This is a genomic window from Kordiimonas sp. UBA4487, assembly GCF_002389025.1.
Lineage (GTDB): Bacteria > Pseudomonadota > Alphaproteobacteria > Sphingomonadales > Kordiimonadaceae > Kordiimonas > Kordiimonas lacus.
In genome coordinates, this window is the sequence record NZ_DGNR01000003.1 from 469,957 (window position 1) to 486,213 (window position 16,257).

The window sequence follows — 16,257 nt, forward strand, 5'->3', positions numbered from 1 at the left end:
AATTGGGGGGCCTCGATGCCGAATGGTGTCGGGGCCTTCTTCTTTGAGGTCTGTGACAGCACCAACGCCCGTGCGGCGACACTGGCTATTGCCGGCGAGCCAGGACCTTTGTGGGTTGTGGCTGGCGAACAAAGCGCGGGCAGGGGGCGCCGCGGCCGCAGCTGGACATCCAAGACAGGTAACCTCTATGCGTCGTTGATGTTCCGCCCGCATATCAGGCCGCAGGACTTGGCAGCCTTGCCCTTCATTGTGGCACTGGCAGTGCGGGATACCTTCCTCGCTTTCGGTGCACCTGAAAGCCACGTTCAGTGCAAATGGCCCAACGACATCCTGATCGGGGAACGCAAAGCCAGTGGCGTGTTGATTGAAAGCAGTGCCAAACATGGTGGTATGTTGGACTATGTCATCATTGGTATCGGTATGAACCTGGTGCATTTTCCGGACGATGCAGCATTCGGCGCGACATCGCTTCTGCACGTCACAGGGCAGGAGGTGTCAGTCAAGGATGCCGCCACAGTGCTCGCGGAGAAGTTATATGCCCGGATCGATGCCTGGAAGGTTGATGATTTCAGATCCGTTGCCGAAGAATGGACCCGGTATTCCTGGGGTTTGGGCCAGTCGCGCGAACTCAGGACCCACGATGAAACCTTCACAGCAACGCTTTTGGGCCTATCTGATGATGGCGCCCTGATTGCCAGACTGGACGACGGCCTTGAAAAGCGCCTATATGCAGGGGATGTTTTCCCGGTCGAACGGGCGGATTAAAGGATTAGGCTTTATGCTTTTGACCATTGACGCAGGCAATACCAACACGGTGTTCGCGCTGATTGAAGATAGCGACATTGTGGAACAATGGCGCATCTCAACGGGCGATCAGCGCACGGTTGACGAATATATGGTGTGGATTTCCAACCTGATGGCGCTTTCAGGTCGGTCGCCAGACGCTGTCTCTGGCGCGATCATCGCCAGCGTTGTGCCGCAAGTAGTGTGGCCACTGACGCAGCTGTGCAAGAAATACTTCGGCTGTGAGCCTTTGGTGGTGGGTGAGGAGAATGTCGACTTGGGTGTGGACATTCAGGTGACCAACCCGCGCGAAGTTGGCGCTGACCGCCTGGTGAATGCTGTCGCGGGCCATGCGCTCTATGGCGGGCCATTGATCGTGGTGGATTTCGGCACAGCGACCACCTTTGATATTGTGGGCAAAGACGGGGCCTACCTGGGCGGCGTGATTTGCCCTGGTATCAACCTCAGCCTGCGGGCGCTGCATCTGGCCGCAGCCAAGTTGCCGCGCATTGCTGTGGAAGCCCCCAAAGAAGGCAAGCCCGTTACCGGAAAGACCACACAGGAAGCGATGCAATCTGGCGTTTTCTGGGGCTATGTCAGCATGATTGAAGGCCTGGTTGCACGCCTCAAGACCGAACACGGCGGCAATATGAAAGTACTGGCCACCGGCGGTTTGGCGCCTGTGTTTGCCAACCGGACGACCGCGATTGATGAAGTCGCGGGTGAGATGACGCTCCAGGGCCTGCGGCTGATTTATGACCGCAACAAGCCGGGCGCGCGCTGATATGGCATATATGCGCAAAAGCGACGAACGGCTCCTGTTCCTGCCACTGGGCGGCTCCGGCGAAATCGGCATGAACCTCAACTTGTATGGCCATAAGGGCAAATGGCTTATGGTGGATTGCGGCATGAGCTTCGCCGACAATTTCCTGCCCGGCGTAGACCTGATTTTCCCGGACCCTGAGTTTATCGAGGACGAACAGGATGATCTGGTCGGCCTGGTGCTGACACACGGCCATGAAGACCATATCGGCGCTGTGCCGTTCCTGTGGGAGCGCTTTCAGTGCCCGGTGTTTGCCACGCCGTTTACGGCGGAGCTGGTGAAGGGGAAGCTGTCTGAAGCAGGACTTCTGGATAAAGTACCGCTTTATGTGGTTGACGGCATTGATCCCATCAATCTTGATCCGTTTGAGGTCCAGTATGTGCCGCTCGCGCATTCCATCGCGGAGGGACACGGGCTGTCGATCAAGACGTCTGTGGGCACGATTTTCCACACAGGTGACTGGAAGCTGGATGACCGGCCCCTGATTGGCCCGGCGTGTCCAAGCCCGGTATTGTCCGCGATGGGCGAAGAGGGCGTGCTGGCGCTTGTGGGCGACAGTACCAATGTCTTCAACCCGACAGAATCGGGCTCTGAGGCCGCTGTGCGCGAAAGCCTGAAGGAAATCGTTGCAGGCCTGAAGAACCGGGTGGTGATCACCACTTTTGCGTCAAACGTGGCGCGCCTTGAAACCATTGGTGAAGTGGCCAAGGCGACAGGCCGACGGCTTGTGCTGCTCGGCCGGTCGATGGAGCGCGTCGTCAAAGCTGCCAAGGAAACCGGCTATCTGAAGGATTTCCCACCGCTTGTGGACGAGGAAGATGCCGATTACTTGCCCAAGGACGAAGTGCTGATCGCCTGCACAGGGTGTCAGGGTGAACCGCGCGCGGCCATCGCCCGCATCGCCCGCGACGACCATAAGCACTTGCAGCTCAGCCCCGAAGACAATGTGATTTTCTCGTCCAAGATCATTCCGGGCAACGAATTGGTTCTTGGCCAGCTGTTCAACCAGCTTGCGATCAAGAATGTGAATGTGATTACGGAGAAGGATGAATTCATCCATGTGTCCGGTCACCCGGGTCGCGCGGAACTGGCCAAAATGTATGAGTGGACCAAACCGCATACCGCCATTCCAGTGCATGGTGAAGCCCGCCACCTGCAGCGCCATGCCAAGCTTGCGCGCGAACTGGGGGTCAAACATACCATCGTGCCCAAGAACGGCGATGTGATTGAGATCAGCAAGAAGGGCCTCAAGCTGGTGGATCAGGCGCCCTTTGGCCGCCTTGTGCTGGACGGTACCGAAGTGGTGTCCTTCGAGGACGCTGCCATCGCAGACCGCAGGCGCGCATCCCATAACGGCTTTGTTTCCGTCAGCCTCGTGTTCGATGACGATGGCGCACTGGCCGCTGAGCCGCTTATGGCGCCCCTTGGGCTGCCGCGTGCGGACGATGACAGCTTTTATGACGGCATGGTGGATGCGATTGAAACCGCTGTTGAGCGGATGAAACGCCGGGACCGTGAAAGCGATGTGTTCGTGGAAGAAGCAGTGCGGATTGGCGTTCGCCGCTTCTGTCGCCGTGAAATCGGTAAAAACCCCGGCGTGGCTGTGCTGATCACCCGTCGGGACGAATTAGAATTCAGTTAGGGAGAGAAGGATGATTGGTCGTTTGAACCATGTGGCGATTGTTGTGCCTGACCTTGAAGCCGCTGCGAGGACCTACCGGGATACGCTCGGTGCGACGGTGTCCGAGGCTGTTGACCTGCCAGACCACGGCGTGACCACCGTTTTCGTTGAGCTGCCGAACACCAAGATCGAGCTGCTGCATCCGCTCGGCGAGGGCTCTCCCATCGCTAAGTTCCTTGAAAAGAATGCGTCCGGCGGCATGCACCATGTTTGCTATGAGGTTGAGGATATCCTCGCCGCGCGCGACAAGCTGGTGGCAGAGGGCGCGCGTATCCTGGGCAATGGCGAGCCCAAGACCGGTGCCCACGGCAAGCCCGTATTGTTCCTGCACCCCAAGGACTTCTGCGGCACACTTGTGGAAATCGAGGAGGTCTAGTCCATGAATATCGCGACGATCCTGCTGGTTTATGTGGTCGCATGGTGGATGGTGTTCTTCGCTGTGCTGCCCTGGGGTATCCGCTCCCAGCATGAGACGGAAGAGGGGGTGACTGAGGGCACCGAACCAGGCGCACCGGCAAACCCGAACCTGAAGAAGAAAATCATCGTGACGTCACTGATCGCGCTGGTGCTGACTGTGGGCTATTATTTTGTCGCCACGTCAGGCTGGATTTCCTTCCGGTACAAGGGCTAGTGACGCCACGTCACCACGTCTGAAAGTAAAAAAGCAAGGCCGCTAAGCCTTGCTTTTCTTTAATATATGAACGAGCGATTTTTTTAGAGCCCGTTTCTAATATATATGAGCACAAAGTCCTCCCTGAGCGTGGGCCACATAATGCGTGATCCGTTCAGCTCTGCGCCTGAGAGACGCTATGGAAACATTTGATGCTTGTCATCAATTGAAAGCGTGTGTTGCCACCATATATTGTGTTTCTTTCCGCATTCTGTTGCACGGCTGCAACATTTTGAGCGACTTCCCGCTGATGTTGCCGGAAATTTAGCATTGAGGGGCATACCTGCACACAAAATTTGAAAGAAACCGTTGCTATTCGACTGCCTGAGCGGCAAAAGAAGCAAAGACTTAAGGCGCGGAAAGAAGCGCCCTCACCATGATTCAAACAAGAGATACAAGCCATCATGCGTTCAAGCCGTTATTTTTTGCCAACTTTGAAAGAAACCCCTGCAGATGCGCAGATTGCCTCGCACCGCCTGATGCTGCGTGCCGGCATGATCCGCCAGGGCGCAGCCGGAATCTACAGCTGGTTGCCGATGGGGCTTAAGGTACTGCGCAAGATCGAACAGATTGTTCGGGAAGAACAGGACGCGGCGGGCGCACAGGAAGTGCTGATGCCAACCATTCAGGCAGCAGACCTGTGGGTTGAAAGCGGCCGGTATGACGATTATGGCGACGAGATGCTGCGCATTGAAGACCGCCACGGCCGCAAGATGCTGTATGGCCCGACAAACGAGGAAATGATCACGGATATTTTCCGCAAGGAAATTAAATCCTACCGCGATCTGCCCAAGAATCTCTATCACATCCAGTGGAAATTCCGCGATGAGCGCCGTCCACGCTTCGGCGTGATGCGTGGACGCGAATTCCTGATGAAGGATGCCTACAGCTTCGATTTGACCGCTGAAGACGGCCAGAAGTCTTACAACGCCATGTTTGTGGCTTACCTGCGCACGTTCGCGCGCCTGGGCCTGAAGGCGATCCCAATGCGGGCAGATACCGGGCCAATTGGCGGTGACCTGAGCCACGAGTTTATCGTGCTGGCCGAAACGGGCGAAAGTGAAGTCTTCTTTGATAAGGCGTTCGACGGGCTCGATCCCATGGTTGAAGCTGCCGAGGGTGCTGACCTTCAGCCGATTGTGGATGAGTGGACCAGCCATTATGCCGCAACAGATGAAATCCACGACGCAGATAACTGCCCGGTAGACGCGGGCAACCTGATTACCGGTCGCGGTATTGAGGTTGGGCACATCTTCTTCTTTGGCGAAAAATACTCCAAACCGATGAACGCAACCGTTCAGGGGCCAGATGGCGATACCGTGCCGGTACAGATGGGCTCATACGGTGTTGGCGTGTCCCGCCTTGTTGGTGCCATCATTGAAGCGTGTCATGACGAGAACGGCATCGTGTGGCCGGAGGCCGTGGCGCCGTTCAAGGTTGGCCTGATGAACCTGCGCGCCAAGGACGAAGAGTGCACGGCAGCCTGCGACAAGCTTTATCAGCAACTGACCGCTGCGGGCATTGAGGTGCTGTATGACGATACCGACACCGGGGCGGGCGCCAAGTTCGCCAACATGGACCTGATCGGTCTGCCATATCAGCTGGCTGTCGGCCCGCGCGGGCTCAAGAACGGTGTTGTTGAGGTCAAGGACCGCAAAAGCGGCGAGAAGCTTGAGTTGACGCCGGAAGAGGCCATTGCCAAACTGACGGCTTAATCGGCCCAAAGAAGGGGGAGTTTGGTGATAGCACGAGGATTTGAATGGTCTGTTGCGCAGCGCTATCTGCTTGCGCGCAAGAATGACCTTGTTATCTCCGTCACTGCCTTGCTGTCCATCACAGCCATTGCCGTTGGGGTTTGGGCCCTGATTGTCGTTATGGCTGTGATGAACGGTTTCCGGGCTGAGCTGATGGACAAAATCCTTGGCTATCATGGTCATGTGCTGGTGCAGGGCTACGGCGGCAAGATCAATGACTATCAGGATATTCTGAAGGACCTGGAGCAGGTCGACGGCGTGGTGAAGCTCATGCCCTTCAGCGAATCCCAGGTCATGGTTACCAAGGAAGGGCAGGCATGGGGCGCATTGGTGCGTGGCATGCCCGATGACTATTTCACCGAAGAAAAGCTGAATGTAGCGCGCACGGTTGCCGGCGATATCAAGCAGGCGCCTGAAGTCGGCGGCGTCGTGCTTGGGATGCAGCTTGCCAACCGGCTCAGGGTTACTGCGGGCGATACCGTTACCATCGTCAGCCCGAATTCTGTTTCAACCCCTTTTGGGTCAACCCTCCGGTATCTTTCCTTTCCTGTCGCGGCCGTCGTTGAGATCGGCGTTTATCAGTTCGACGAAAGCTTTATCGGCATGCCGCTTCCGGAAGCCCAGCGGTTTTTCCGGTTGGGCGACACGGTCACCAATATTGAGCTGATGCTGACGAGCCCAGACGCAGTAGACGGCATGGGGCCGACGATTGCCGAGGTGGTCGGCGGGCGTGCCTTTGTCCGGTCCTGGCGCTCGCTGAACCAAAGCCTGGTTGGTGCGCTGCAGACAGAGCGCGTTGTCATGTTCCTGGTTGTCGGATTGATAATCGTCGTGGCGGTTTTCAACATTTCCTCCAGCCTTTTCATGCTGGTGAAGGACAAATCGCCTGATATTGCCATTCTTCGGACCATGGGCGCCACGCAAGGGGCCATCAAGCGTATCTTCGTAACCGTGGGCCTGTGCGTGGCCTTGGTGGGAATCGGTGTTGGCTGTTTGCTGTCGTGGGTGACCATTGCCAACATTGAAGGCATCAAAAATTTGGTTGAGCGCATGACCGGCATGGATGTGTGGGACCCAGCTGTCCGCTTTATCTCTGGCATTCGTGCCGATGTGGACTGGTTTGAAGCTGGCCTGACCATCGGGCTTGCCGTGCTGCTGTCGCTGATCGCGGCCGTGATTCCGGCGCGGCGGGCCGCCAAGCTCGATCCTGTGGAGGTGCTTCGGTATGAGTAACGCATCAGCACCCCTCGCGCTTGAGATGACGGGCATCTGCAAGAGCTTTTTTCAGGGCCACAAGGAACTGCACGTCCTCAAGGGCATTGACCTCTCGGTAAAGCCGGGCGAGCTGGTGGCGCTTGTGGGGGCTTCCGGGTCTGGGAAAAGCACATTGCTGCAGCTTGCCGGCCTTCTGGACAAGCCAACCTCCGGGACGATTGCCATTGCTGGCGAGCGTGTTGCTGACTTGAAGGATGATGTGCGCAGCCAGATTCGCCGCTCCAAACTTGGCTTTGTTTATCAGTTCCACCATCTTCTGCCGGACTTTTCCGCGCTTGAGAATGTCCAGATGGCATTGCGAATAGGGGGAGTCGACCCAAAAACCTCAGCCAAAGAGGCTGAGGCAATTCTGGCCGAGATGGGGCTGGGCGACCGCTTGTCTCATAATCCTGCCGAGCTTTCGGGCGGCGAACAGCAGCGCGTGGCCATCGCCCGCGCCGTGGTGACCCAGCCGGACATCCTGATTGCGGACGAGCCGACGGGCAATGTCGACCCGGAGATGGGCTCGCGCCTGATGCGGCTGTTCCTTGAGCTGAACAAGCGCCGGGCTACGACGGTGATTATCGCGACCCACGATCTGGGACTTGTGCGGCAGGTTGAGGCGCCAGTGTTTCGCCTGCAGCACGGCCTGCTGGTACAGGATGTGGAATATGGACCGGCCGCACGACGGCGGACGGACATTTCCAAGGCGGTGGAATAGGCATGTCGAAGGAAACTCCCCTCCTGCCGCTTGAGGACGCTCGCGAAATGGCCCTGTTCTTCGTGGTTGGTGCGCTGTGCTTTCTTGCGGCGCTGGCGACGCTGTCAGCGAAGTCGACCTATGGTGCGGCGCGCAGCTGGACGGCAGAAGTCGAAGGCGAGCTGACCGTGTCGCTGCCGGATGCTGACCGGCGCGGCGCAGAAGCCGCGCGAAAGCTGATCGAGTCGACCGATGGAATACGTGAAGCGCGCTTGTTGTCGAAAGCGGAAATTGACGCGCTGCTGGAGCCGAATTTTGGTAGCCGGGGCTTGCCGGAAAGCCTGCCCCTGCCGCAGCTGATCGCGGTCACCGCCGAGCCGGATGTGGAGTTCATTGGGCCAACTCTGGAGCGCCGTCTCACCGAGGCGGGATTTGTAAACGCCGTGGACGAGCATGCCGATTGGGCCGGAGATGTTCGACGCATGCTGGCGATTGCCCGGCTGGTGGCGCTGACAGCTGTCGCGCTCTTGGCATCGACGGCGGTCGCCGTGATCGCATTTGCAACACATGCCGCATTGCTGGCGCGGCGGGATATTGTCGATGTGCTGCATCTGGCGGGCGCGCGGGATCGTTACATTGCCGGCCTGTTCGAGCGACGCTTCTGGTTGCTTGGCATTCGGGCGGGGGCAGTGGGGGCCTTACTTGCCCTCGGCGCGGCAGCAGCGATGATATTTGCGGTCCATTCCAGCGGGGCGCGAACCGGCCTGCTGCCTGAGCTGAGCCTGGATTTCCTGGACCTGATCATTCTGATCCTGACGCCGCTGATTGCGGGACTTGCTGCGCGCCTTGCAGCACGTGTAACTGTCATCCGTTCTCTGAAGAGTGTCATGTGAGCGGTGAAAAACGACTGAAGAAACGACGTATCGGCGTGGTGCCGGCGATCGGAGTGGCGGTGCTGCTGTTGGCGGCGCTGGACTTTGTGCTGTTTGCGAACCGCGCCGCGAAGGCTGACCATTCACCAGAAGTCACTGGCGATGCGATTGTGGCGCTGACAGGAGGGTCCGGCCTGCGCATTGCTGCGGGCGTGGAACTGGTAATGCAGGGGCGTGGCGCACGGTTGCTCATTTCCGGCGTGAACCCGGATGTGCCTGTGGAAGATTTGATCACTCTGGCGGGGGGCGCCGCTGATGTGTGGGCGTGCTGCGTGGATATTGGCTATGTTGCTGAATCTACGCGGGGCAATGCCGAGGAAACCGCTGCCTGGGCATATGAGCGCGACTACAAGAAGCTGGTCATCGTGACATCTGATTATCACATGCCGCGCAGCCTGATCGTGCTGAAAAAGTCGATGCCCGATATAGAGTTGGTCGCGTGGCCTGTGCGCACGGTGAATGATCCTGCTTCAATTTGGAGCGATCCTGATTCCTTTCGGGGCGTATTCCTCGAATGGGCCAAGTGGCGCGTGACGACCTTCGAATGACCGGTTATCTGGTAGTCCAATGATGATGTTTCGTTCGATCCTGTTCGTAATCTGGATGTACGGCCTGATGGCCGTTCTGGGCCTGCTGGCCCTTCCGGCATTGCTGTTGCCGAAATCGGTGACGTTCTGGGCGATCAGCCTGTATGCGCGTGGCCTGATCTGGGGGCTGAAAGTGTTTTGCGGCATCAGCGTGGAAATACGCGGCCGCCAGAACATGCCGCGTGGCACGGTGCTTTATGCGGGCAAGCACAATTGCATGCTGGACGTTTTCATTCCTTTCCTGGTGATGCCTGCGCCGGCGATCATCCTGAAACAGGAATTGCTGTGGTATCCATTCCTTGGCTGGTACGCGCTGAAGGCGGCGATGATCCCGATTGACCGAGCGGGGAATACGAGAACGCTGAAGAAGATGGTCGCAGCTGCAAGGGAGCGCGCCGACGATGGTCGCCAGATCGTGATCTTCCCGGAAGGGACGCGCACGGTGCCAGGGGCCGAGCCTGCCTATCATGCCGCCGGTATTTCGGCGCTCGCCAAGGGTATTGAGGCGCCCATCCTGCCGGTGGCGACAAATGCTGGCCTGTGTTGGCCGGGTCGGGGAGTGAAGCGCAGCAAGGGGACGATCATCTACGAGATCCTGCCGCCCATTCCGGCGGGCCTGCCACGCAAGGAATTGATGAGCCGGCTGCAATCGGAACTCGAGACCGCATCAGACGCTCTTGTTGCCGAGGGCCGTACCGTGCAGGGTCGCCTCGCCCGCTAACTCGCTTCAGGACACGTCAATGGTCGAGCCCTCCACCTCTCGGAAAAAATCTCGGTTCTGGCTCTATGTGCCATTTGTCCTGCTGCTGATCCTCGTCGGCGCATGGACAGCCTACTGGTTCATTGCGAAAGACCAACTCGACAAGGGCATTGATGAATGGATAGCGGCAGAACGTGCCAATGGCGCTGAGCTTGAATATTCCTCCAAGTCGTTGGGCGGGTTTCCCTATCGGTTCGAGCTGGTCGTGAACGATCCGGTCTACCAGCCGGCCGGTGCGCCCCGCTGGGAAGGTGAGCAATTGCGCCTCGTCATGCAGCCCTGGAACTGGCAGCATGTCATCGCCTATTCGCCGGGTCGGAACCTGCTAACGGAGGCAGGCGGGCTTCGCCAGACCGTGACACTGGACAAGACATCCGCCGCCAGCCTTTCCTGGAACAGCGATACGATTGAGCGCATCGGCCTGCAAATGGGAAATGCGACGGCGCTGATCGATGGCGAGACCTATGCGACGACCGGGTTTTCCCTGAACCTGAAACCGCGTGAAGGCGCAGAAGATGATTTGATGATCGCCCTGCAATGGGACCGGCTGACCATCAATGCAGCTCCGCAAGGCGCAGAGTTTCTTGGCGACACGATCGGACCTTCACGTCTGATCGGTGAAGTGCGCAGCTTCTTTCCGGCCTGGATTCGCAGCGGCGGCAATCCGGAACGCTTCCATCGCGCGCTCGTGCAGGAAGATGGCGCAGTCGAAATTGCGCAAGGTCTGCTTGATTGGGGCCCGCTGGATCTCGGCGTAAAGGGCGACATCAAGTTTGATGACGGCCTGGCGCATGGCTCCCTGGGCATGCGGATAGAAAGTGCGGACGAGTTGCGCGACGCGCTGGATGCCTCCGGCCAGTTGGGACAGCAGGAAAATGCCATGCTGACCATGCTGGAAACCTCATCTGCGGATGGTGGCTTCCTGACCTTCACCATCAAGGACAGTGAAGTGAGGATGGGTCTGATTCCGGTCGGCACACTGCCAGAGCCGGGCTATTGACGGCGCCCTCGCGGCGGGTACTGAGCGCGGCCTGCGAGACACTGGCCGCTGCAGACCCCGCATTGGCGAGAGCCTATGACGAACTGGGTATTCCGGAATGGCGGGTGGGCGAGCCCTGCTATGCGGCGCTCTGCCGGCTGATTTCCTATCAACAACTCTCTACCACGGCTGCCGGCAGAATCTGGGAACGCACCCAGGCGATGTTTGGCGAGGTGACGCCGGTGGCTGTTCTGGCTGCGGATCCCGAAGATATTCGGGCGTGTGGCATGTCCCGCCCCAAGGTTCGGCACATGATCTCGATTGCCGAGGCGATGACCACAGGCAGGCTCGACCTTGAGCGTGTTTGCACTTCTGATCTGGATATTGCGCGCAAGGAATTGGTCTCGGTGAAGGGAATCGGCCCGTGGACTGCGGAATTGTTCCTGCTCTATTCGGTCGGCGCGATGGACGCTTTCCCGGTGGGTGATGTTGGCTTGATGGAGGCGCACAAGCTGCTTCTGGAGGTCGAAACCCGTATGGAAATCAAGGAATTCACTGCGCATGCCGAGTGCTGGCGACCCTATCGCGGCGTGGCGGCACATCTGCTCTGGGCATGGATCAACGACCGGCGCGCCATGGCGGCCCAGCCGAGCCCTCAGGCCTGATCATCTGGACAGCGTTGCAAAACGCCGCAACTGTCATAATCTCATTATGTGAATCACCTAAAGCAGGGGCGAGACGAAAAGGAGCTACGCCTTCAGTCGGTTCAAACAGACATATCTTCTCAGTGTCATGGAGGTGACCCATGGCTGAGATCATTTCGGCCCCCCCGAGTGGCCGGCCCGCTCTCGTATTGAACGCTGATTTTCGGCCGCTCTCTTATTACCCCCTTTCTTTGTGGCCCTGGCAGGAAGTGGTGAAAGCCGTGTTCCTCGACCGTGTCGATATCATCGCCGAGTATGATTATGTCGTCCGCAGCCCGAGCACGGAGTTCCGCCTGCCCAGCGTTATCGCGCTAAGGGATTTTGTTCGGCAGGATCGCCCGCCGGCTTTTACCCGCTTTAATGTCTTCCTGCGCGATGGTTTCGAGTGCGCCTATTGCGGCACGTCGGAGCATCTGACCTTCGACCATGTCATTCCGCGCTCCAAGGGCGGTCGGACAACATGGGAAAACATCGTTGCCGCCTGCAGCCCCTGCAATCTTCGCAAGGGCGGAAAACTGCTCAAGCATACCGACATGCAGCTGATGCGGCGCCCGGCGCGGCCAAACAACTACCAGCTTCAGGAGATTGGCCGAAAATTCCCGCCGAACCACCTGCATGAGACCTGGATGGATTATCTCTATTGGGACATCGAACTGGAAGGCTGACCGAAGGGGTTAGTGCCAGTCATAGGCAAGGCGCGCCTGTTCGATATGGTCGAGCTTTGCGTGCAAAGCTGACCAGTCGTCCGACTCGGCAATGGGCGCCCAGACCGCCTCGACTTCATCGATCACCAGGCTGACCGGGGCAGGGGCCTGGAAGTAGGCGTGCTGAAGGCGTTCGGGCCGGACCGGGCGACGAGCGACCAGCGCGTCCCGCACAGGCGAAAACCGGTCTTCCTTATAGAGCGCAGCCTGGGGTGAGGAGCTGGCCCGCGAGGTGCTTTCATGCCCGCCAAACCAGTCAAAGAAGGTTTGCGGCCAGCTCGCACCTGTCTCGGTCATCCAGGCATAGAACGCCTGCAGGAACTCCGTATCCGTTTCAGGATCACCTAATGGTGCAATGCCGAGCATGGCATGAGTGTGAGAAATGAAGCTTTCCTGATAGGCGCGTTCATAAGGCTTGAGACCAGTGGCGAGGTCTTCCGCCCCGGCGAGGGGCAAGAGGGCGGAGGCGAGTTGTTGGAGTGCCCATCCACCCTGCAGGGGTTGGCGCCCGAAACGGTACAGACCCTGCTGGTCGAAATAGGCGGCGGTGAAGTTCGGATCGGAAATCGGCAGGAACCGCCAAGGACCAAAATCGAATGTCTCGCCCGTAATATTGAAATTGTCCGTGTTCATCACGCCATGCACGAAACCAGCGGTCATCCATTGCCCGATCATGTGACCGGTCGCGGACGCTATGGCCGAGAGCATGTTTACCGTCTTGCGACTGACATCCTCATCCTTCGCCAGAGGATGGAAGTTTGTGACCACATAGTCGACGAGCCGGGCCAGATCATCTGGCTGTTCGAGATAGGCGAGGCGCTGGAAGCTGCCGAAGCGGATGTGACTGTGTGACAGGCGAGTGAGTACGGCAGAGCGAGTCGGGGAGGGTTCATCGTTCCGGGCCAACTGTTCGCCGGTCTCTATCAGGGCGAACGGCTTGGACGTGTTTACGCCAAGGGCTTCGAGGTAATTCGCGGCAAGAATCTCGCGCACGCCACCCTTCAGTGTCAGGCGGCCATCGCCTTGGCGACTCCATGGCGTCTGACCAGAGCCCTTCGTACCTAGATCGAGCAGGCGTGAGTCCGTGTCGCGGACCTGTGCAAACAGGAAGCCGCGTCCATCGCCCAGTTGCGGATTGTAGGTGCCGAACTGGTGGCCATGATAGCGCAGGGCGAGGGGCTGTTGCAGATTTTCGGGCAGGGGCGTGAACTGGCCGAAATGGGTGGCTTGATCAGCCGCATCCAGATCGCCCAGACCTACCTCGTTGGCCCAACGCGTGTTCCAGTAACGTACTGAATGTTTCGGGAAATCCGCAGAATCGACGGGATCGCCTATAAAGTTGGCTATGGCGAGAATGGGGGGTGTCTGGGTCATGCGCTCTCACATAGGGCCTGAATGAAGAAAGGGCGACCCGCCGGGCCGCCCTTTCCGAAAAGATTGAGAAGAACTGATCCTAGTATTCGTAGGTCAGTTCGAGGCCAACAAGGCGACCTTTCTTGAGCGGGGAGAACGTACCACCGGCCGGAAGGGCCTGGTAAGTATAGTTCACACCGGTCGAGAGCGGGCCCGGGAAGGGCAGCTGGGTGTCGTTACCCGCCTGAACTTCGTCGAGCAGGTTCTTGCCGTAGATCGATGCAGCAAGGCCGTCGACAGGCGTTTCCCATGTCAGGTTCGCGTCCAGCATGTTGGCGGACTGAACCCAGCCGAAGTTGCTGTCTGTATACGCGATGCGATCGCGATACTGGTAGTTCACCTGGCCGATGAGCGCACCGGAATCGCCCAGATCGACATCCTTGATCAGGCCGACGCCCCAAGTTGCCTGTGGCACGCGTGGGAGGTCGAGTGCGAGATCGCTGTCGCCAACAACACCGTCCGCATCGAGATCGAAGAACACGTCATCATAGGACGCATCGATCATGCCGACATTGAACGTGGCGAGCCAGGAGTCTGCGAAGGCAACTCGGCCATCCACTTCAACGCCCGTGATGGACGCATCGGCAGTGTTGATGATGTTCTGGACCACGCCGGATGAACCAGCGGTGTTGACCTCACGCTGCATGTTCTGGATTTCCGTGTGGAACACGGCACCGTTGACCTGGATACGACCATCTTCACTGCTGGTCTTGAAACCAACTTCGAAGGCGTCGACTTCTTCCTCATCAAATCCGAAATCGCCGGTCTCGGCCACGAACTGGTAGAAGATCGGGATATCGGTGATCCGGAAGTTGTAACCACCGGAGCGGAAGCCTTTGGTGTAGTGACCATAGGTCTGCAGATTGTCGTTCCAGAAATACTGCACGCCGACTTTCGGTGTCCAGTTCGACCATTCATTGCTGTCGCTGAAACCGTTCGGCTCCTGTGCGGCCCCGCCGGTGATCAAGGAGATCAGCGCGTTGGTGCCATCCGGCGAACAGGTGCCGCTGACGACAGAACATTCGCCGCGCGGGCGGATGTAGATGACGTCTGCGTCTTTCTCTTCGTTGGAATAGCGAAGGCCGACAGTACCAACCAGCTTGTCCGTGAAGGCGTAATCGACGTTGGCGAATGCGCCCCAGACCGTGTGATCCTGACGTCCACCACCATAGAAGCCCCACGGAATCGATGCCGGCAGGGTTGCCGGGCGGGTCGTCGGCAGGTTGCGTGTTTCAGTGTAGGCGATTTCCTGTTCGAAATAGTACAGGCCGGTCGTCACGTCTGCTTTGCCGAATGTACCGGCATAGCGCAGTTCGTCGGAAATCTGCTCCTGTGTGAACTCCGATCCGGAGTGGAACAGGGTGTAGGGCGTCGCATCAATGTCGCCGACCGAGCCGGAATCGAGATCGCGGTAACCGATGATGTTGGTGATGCGGCCATTGCCGAAATCGACATCATAATCGGTGCGAAGGGAGCCGAAGATGGTTTCGGATTCCGCCAGACCTGGCTCGTCGATCGAGAAATCAAACGTGTCGCGGTCGAAGTAGGACCGGTTCTGGCCGGACGGGCCGTCACCGCGGCTGTCAGTGTATTCGATCTTGCCGAGGAAGGTCAGGCGTTCCGTCGGCGTGAATTCCAGGGCGCCGCGATAGGTTGCGGTCTGGAGCTCGCCGTGATTGTCGCCATTGTACTGGTTTTCAAAATAGCCGGAATCGGTCGTATAGGAAGCGCCGATCTTGCCGTTCAGCACGCCTTCAATCAGCGGGCCGGAGACATAACCCTGCACAGTGGCGCTGGCGCCACCACGGTCTTCATCCACAGGGCCATCGACCTTGGCACCGAGCTTGTAGGTGAATTCGTCGGTCGGATTGCCTGAGTTGATGACAACCGCACCACCTGTTGTGTTGCGTCCGAAGAGCAGGCCCTGAGGGCCGCGCAGGATCTCGATGCTGTCCACGTCGAACAGGTCGACGACGACGCCGCTGTTCACGCCAAGATAGACACCGTCAACGAAGACACCGACGGCCGGATCGATCGATGGGATGGACGAGTTCACGCCCAGACCACGAATGGCGAAGTTCGCCGTGCCGCGTGACGTGCCCACATCATCCAGCGAAACGTTCGGGGATGAGTAGGACAGGCTTTCCAGCGTCGTGACGTTCAGCGCGTCAAGTGTGTCGGAATTGAAGGCCGTAACCGCGACGGGCACATCCTGAACATTCTCGACGTCTTTTTTCTTTGTGGCGGTGACGGTGACCGTTCCAAGGACGCGATCGATTGCCGATTCGCGCTCGGTTTCGGCTTCCTGAGCCTGAGCATGGGTCGCAATTAGAAGGACGGCAGAAGCCGTCGCAAACAACGATTGTTTGAGATGCATAGCAGTTTCCTGATTGTAATATTATAGTTCCGGGAGGGTATTTCGGAGCCCGCTCTTGGCGGCGGGTACAGTTAAAAATAATCGCTATTTCGATAGATTCAGCCTCAAATAACGAGTCTGTCGGGGATTGTTTTTT

Annotated in this window: 16 protein-coding genes; 14 read left to right on the forward strand and 2 right to left on the reverse strand. The window is 58.4% G+C overall.

Annotation, left to right across the window (positions count from 1 at the left end; genetic code table 11):
• Positions 1 to 15: 15 nt before the first annotated feature.
• From B3Z17_RS03550 to B3Z17_RS03615, 14 genes are all read left to right on the forward strand, one after another.
• Positions 16 to 765, forward strand: coding sequence for a biotin--[acetyl-CoA-carboxylase] ligase (locus tag B3Z17_RS03550; RefSeq protein WP_286828568.1), 750 nt, complete (start codon positions 16 to 18; stop codon positions 763 to 765).
• 13 nt (positions 766 to 778) lie between these two features.
• Positions 779 to 1,567: a type III pantothenate kinase gene (locus B3Z17_RS03555; protein WP_286828569.1), complete on the forward strand. Its 789-nt coding sequence runs from the start codon at positions 779 to 781 to the stop codon at positions 1,565 to 1,567.
• Positions 1,539 to 3,248, forward strand: coding sequence for a ribonuclease J (locus B3Z17_RS03560; protein ID WP_286828570.1), 1,710 nt, complete (start codon positions 1,539 to 1,541; stop codon positions 3,246 to 3,248). Before B3Z17_RS03555 ends, B3Z17_RS03560 begins: the two co-directional genes overlap by 29 nt.
• 10 nt (positions 3,249 to 3,258) lie before the next feature.
• Positions 3,259 to 3,663: a methylmalonyl-CoA epimerase gene (gene mce / locus B3Z17_RS03565; protein ID WP_286828571.1), complete on the forward strand. Its 405-nt coding sequence runs from the start codon at positions 3,259 to 3,261 to the stop codon at positions 3,661 to 3,663.
• Between the two features lie 3 nt (positions 3,664 to 3,666).
• On the forward strand, positions 3,667 to 3,918 hold the full coding sequence (locus B3Z17_RS03570) for a DUF1467 family protein (RefSeq protein WP_068306049.1): 252 nt from the start codon (positions 3,667 to 3,669) through the stop codon (positions 3,916 to 3,918).
• 443 nt (positions 3,919 to 4,361) lie between these two features.
• On the forward strand, positions 4,362 to 5,672 hold the full coding sequence (gene proS / locus B3Z17_RS03575; RefSeq protein ID WP_286828572.1) for a proline--tRNA ligase: 1,311 nt from the start codon (positions 4,362 to 4,364) through the stop codon (positions 5,670 to 5,672).
• Positions 5,673 to 5,696: 24 nt separating this feature from the next.
• Positions 5,697 to 6,944 (forward strand): lipoprotein-releasing ABC transporter permease subunit, encoded by a 1,248-nt coding sequence (locus B3Z17_RS03580; protein ID WP_286828573.1) that lies wholly within the window; start codon positions 5,697 to 5,699, stop codon positions 6,942 to 6,944.
• Entirely contained in the window at positions 6,937 to 7,686 is a 750-nt protein-coding gene (locus tag B3Z17_RS03585) for an ABC transporter ATP-binding protein (protein WP_286828574.1), read from the forward strand. Before B3Z17_RS03580 ends, B3Z17_RS03585 begins: the two co-directional genes overlap by 8 nt.
• A 2-nt stretch (positions 7,687 to 7,688) precedes the next feature.
• Positions 7,689 to 8,558: a cell division protein FtsX gene (locus tag B3Z17_RS03590; protein ID WP_034814509.1), complete on the forward strand. Its 870-nt coding sequence runs from the start codon at positions 7,689 to 7,691 to the stop codon at positions 8,556 to 8,558.
• Positions 8,555 to 9,145, forward strand: a complete 591-nt coding sequence (locus B3Z17_RS03595) for a YdcF family protein (RefSeq protein WP_286828575.1) — start codon at positions 8,555 to 8,557, stop codon at positions 9,143 to 9,145. The genes B3Z17_RS03590 and B3Z17_RS03595 overlap by 4 nt, the downstream gene beginning before the upstream one ends.
• A gap of 19 nt (positions 9,146 to 9,164) precedes the next feature.
• The gene (locus B3Z17_RS03600) at positions 9,165 to 9,905 is read left to right on the forward strand and encodes a lysophospholipid acyltransferase family protein (RefSeq protein ID WP_286828576.1); all 741 of its coding nucleotides are present in this window, start codon (positions 9,165 to 9,167) and stop codon (positions 9,903 to 9,905) included.
• A 19-nt stretch (positions 9,906 to 9,924) separates the two neighbouring features.
• A complete protein-coding gene (locus tag B3Z17_RS03605; RefSeq protein ID WP_286828577.1) occupies positions 9,925 to 10,944 on the forward strand; it encodes a DUF2125 domain-containing protein in 1,020 nt (339 codons plus the stop codon).
• On the forward strand, positions 10,941 to 11,588 hold the full coding sequence (locus B3Z17_RS03610; protein WP_286828578.1) for a DNA-3-methyladenine glycosylase family protein: 648 nt from the start codon (positions 10,941 to 10,943) through the stop codon (positions 11,586 to 11,588). The genes B3Z17_RS03605 and B3Z17_RS03610 overlap by 4 nt, the downstream gene beginning before the upstream one ends.
• A gap of 140 nt (positions 11,589 to 11,728) precedes the next feature.
• Positions 11,729 to 12,292, forward strand: a complete 564-nt coding sequence (locus B3Z17_RS03615; protein WP_206991678.1) for an HNH endonuclease — start codon at positions 11,729 to 11,731, stop codon at positions 12,290 to 12,292.
• Positions 12,293 to 12,301: 9 nt separating this feature from the next.
• On the opposite strand, the gene B3Z17_RS03620 is transcribed toward B3Z17_RS03615, so the two are convergent.
• Both B3Z17_RS03620 and B3Z17_RS03625 read right to left on the reverse strand, forming a co-directional pair.
• Positions 12,302 to 13,705, reverse strand: a complete 1,404-nt coding sequence (locus B3Z17_RS03620; protein WP_286828579.1) for a protein adenylyltransferase SelO family protein — start codon at positions 13,703 to 13,705, stop codon at positions 12,302 to 12,304.
• A 79-nt stretch (positions 13,706 to 13,784) separates the two neighbouring features.
• The gene (locus B3Z17_RS03625) at positions 13,785 to 15,953 is read right to left on the reverse strand and encodes a TonB-dependent receptor (RefSeq protein ID WP_286828580.1); all 2,169 of its coding nucleotides are present in this window, start codon (positions 15,951 to 15,953) and stop codon (positions 13,785 to 13,787) included.
• Positions 15,954 to 16,257: the final 304 nt, after the last annotated feature.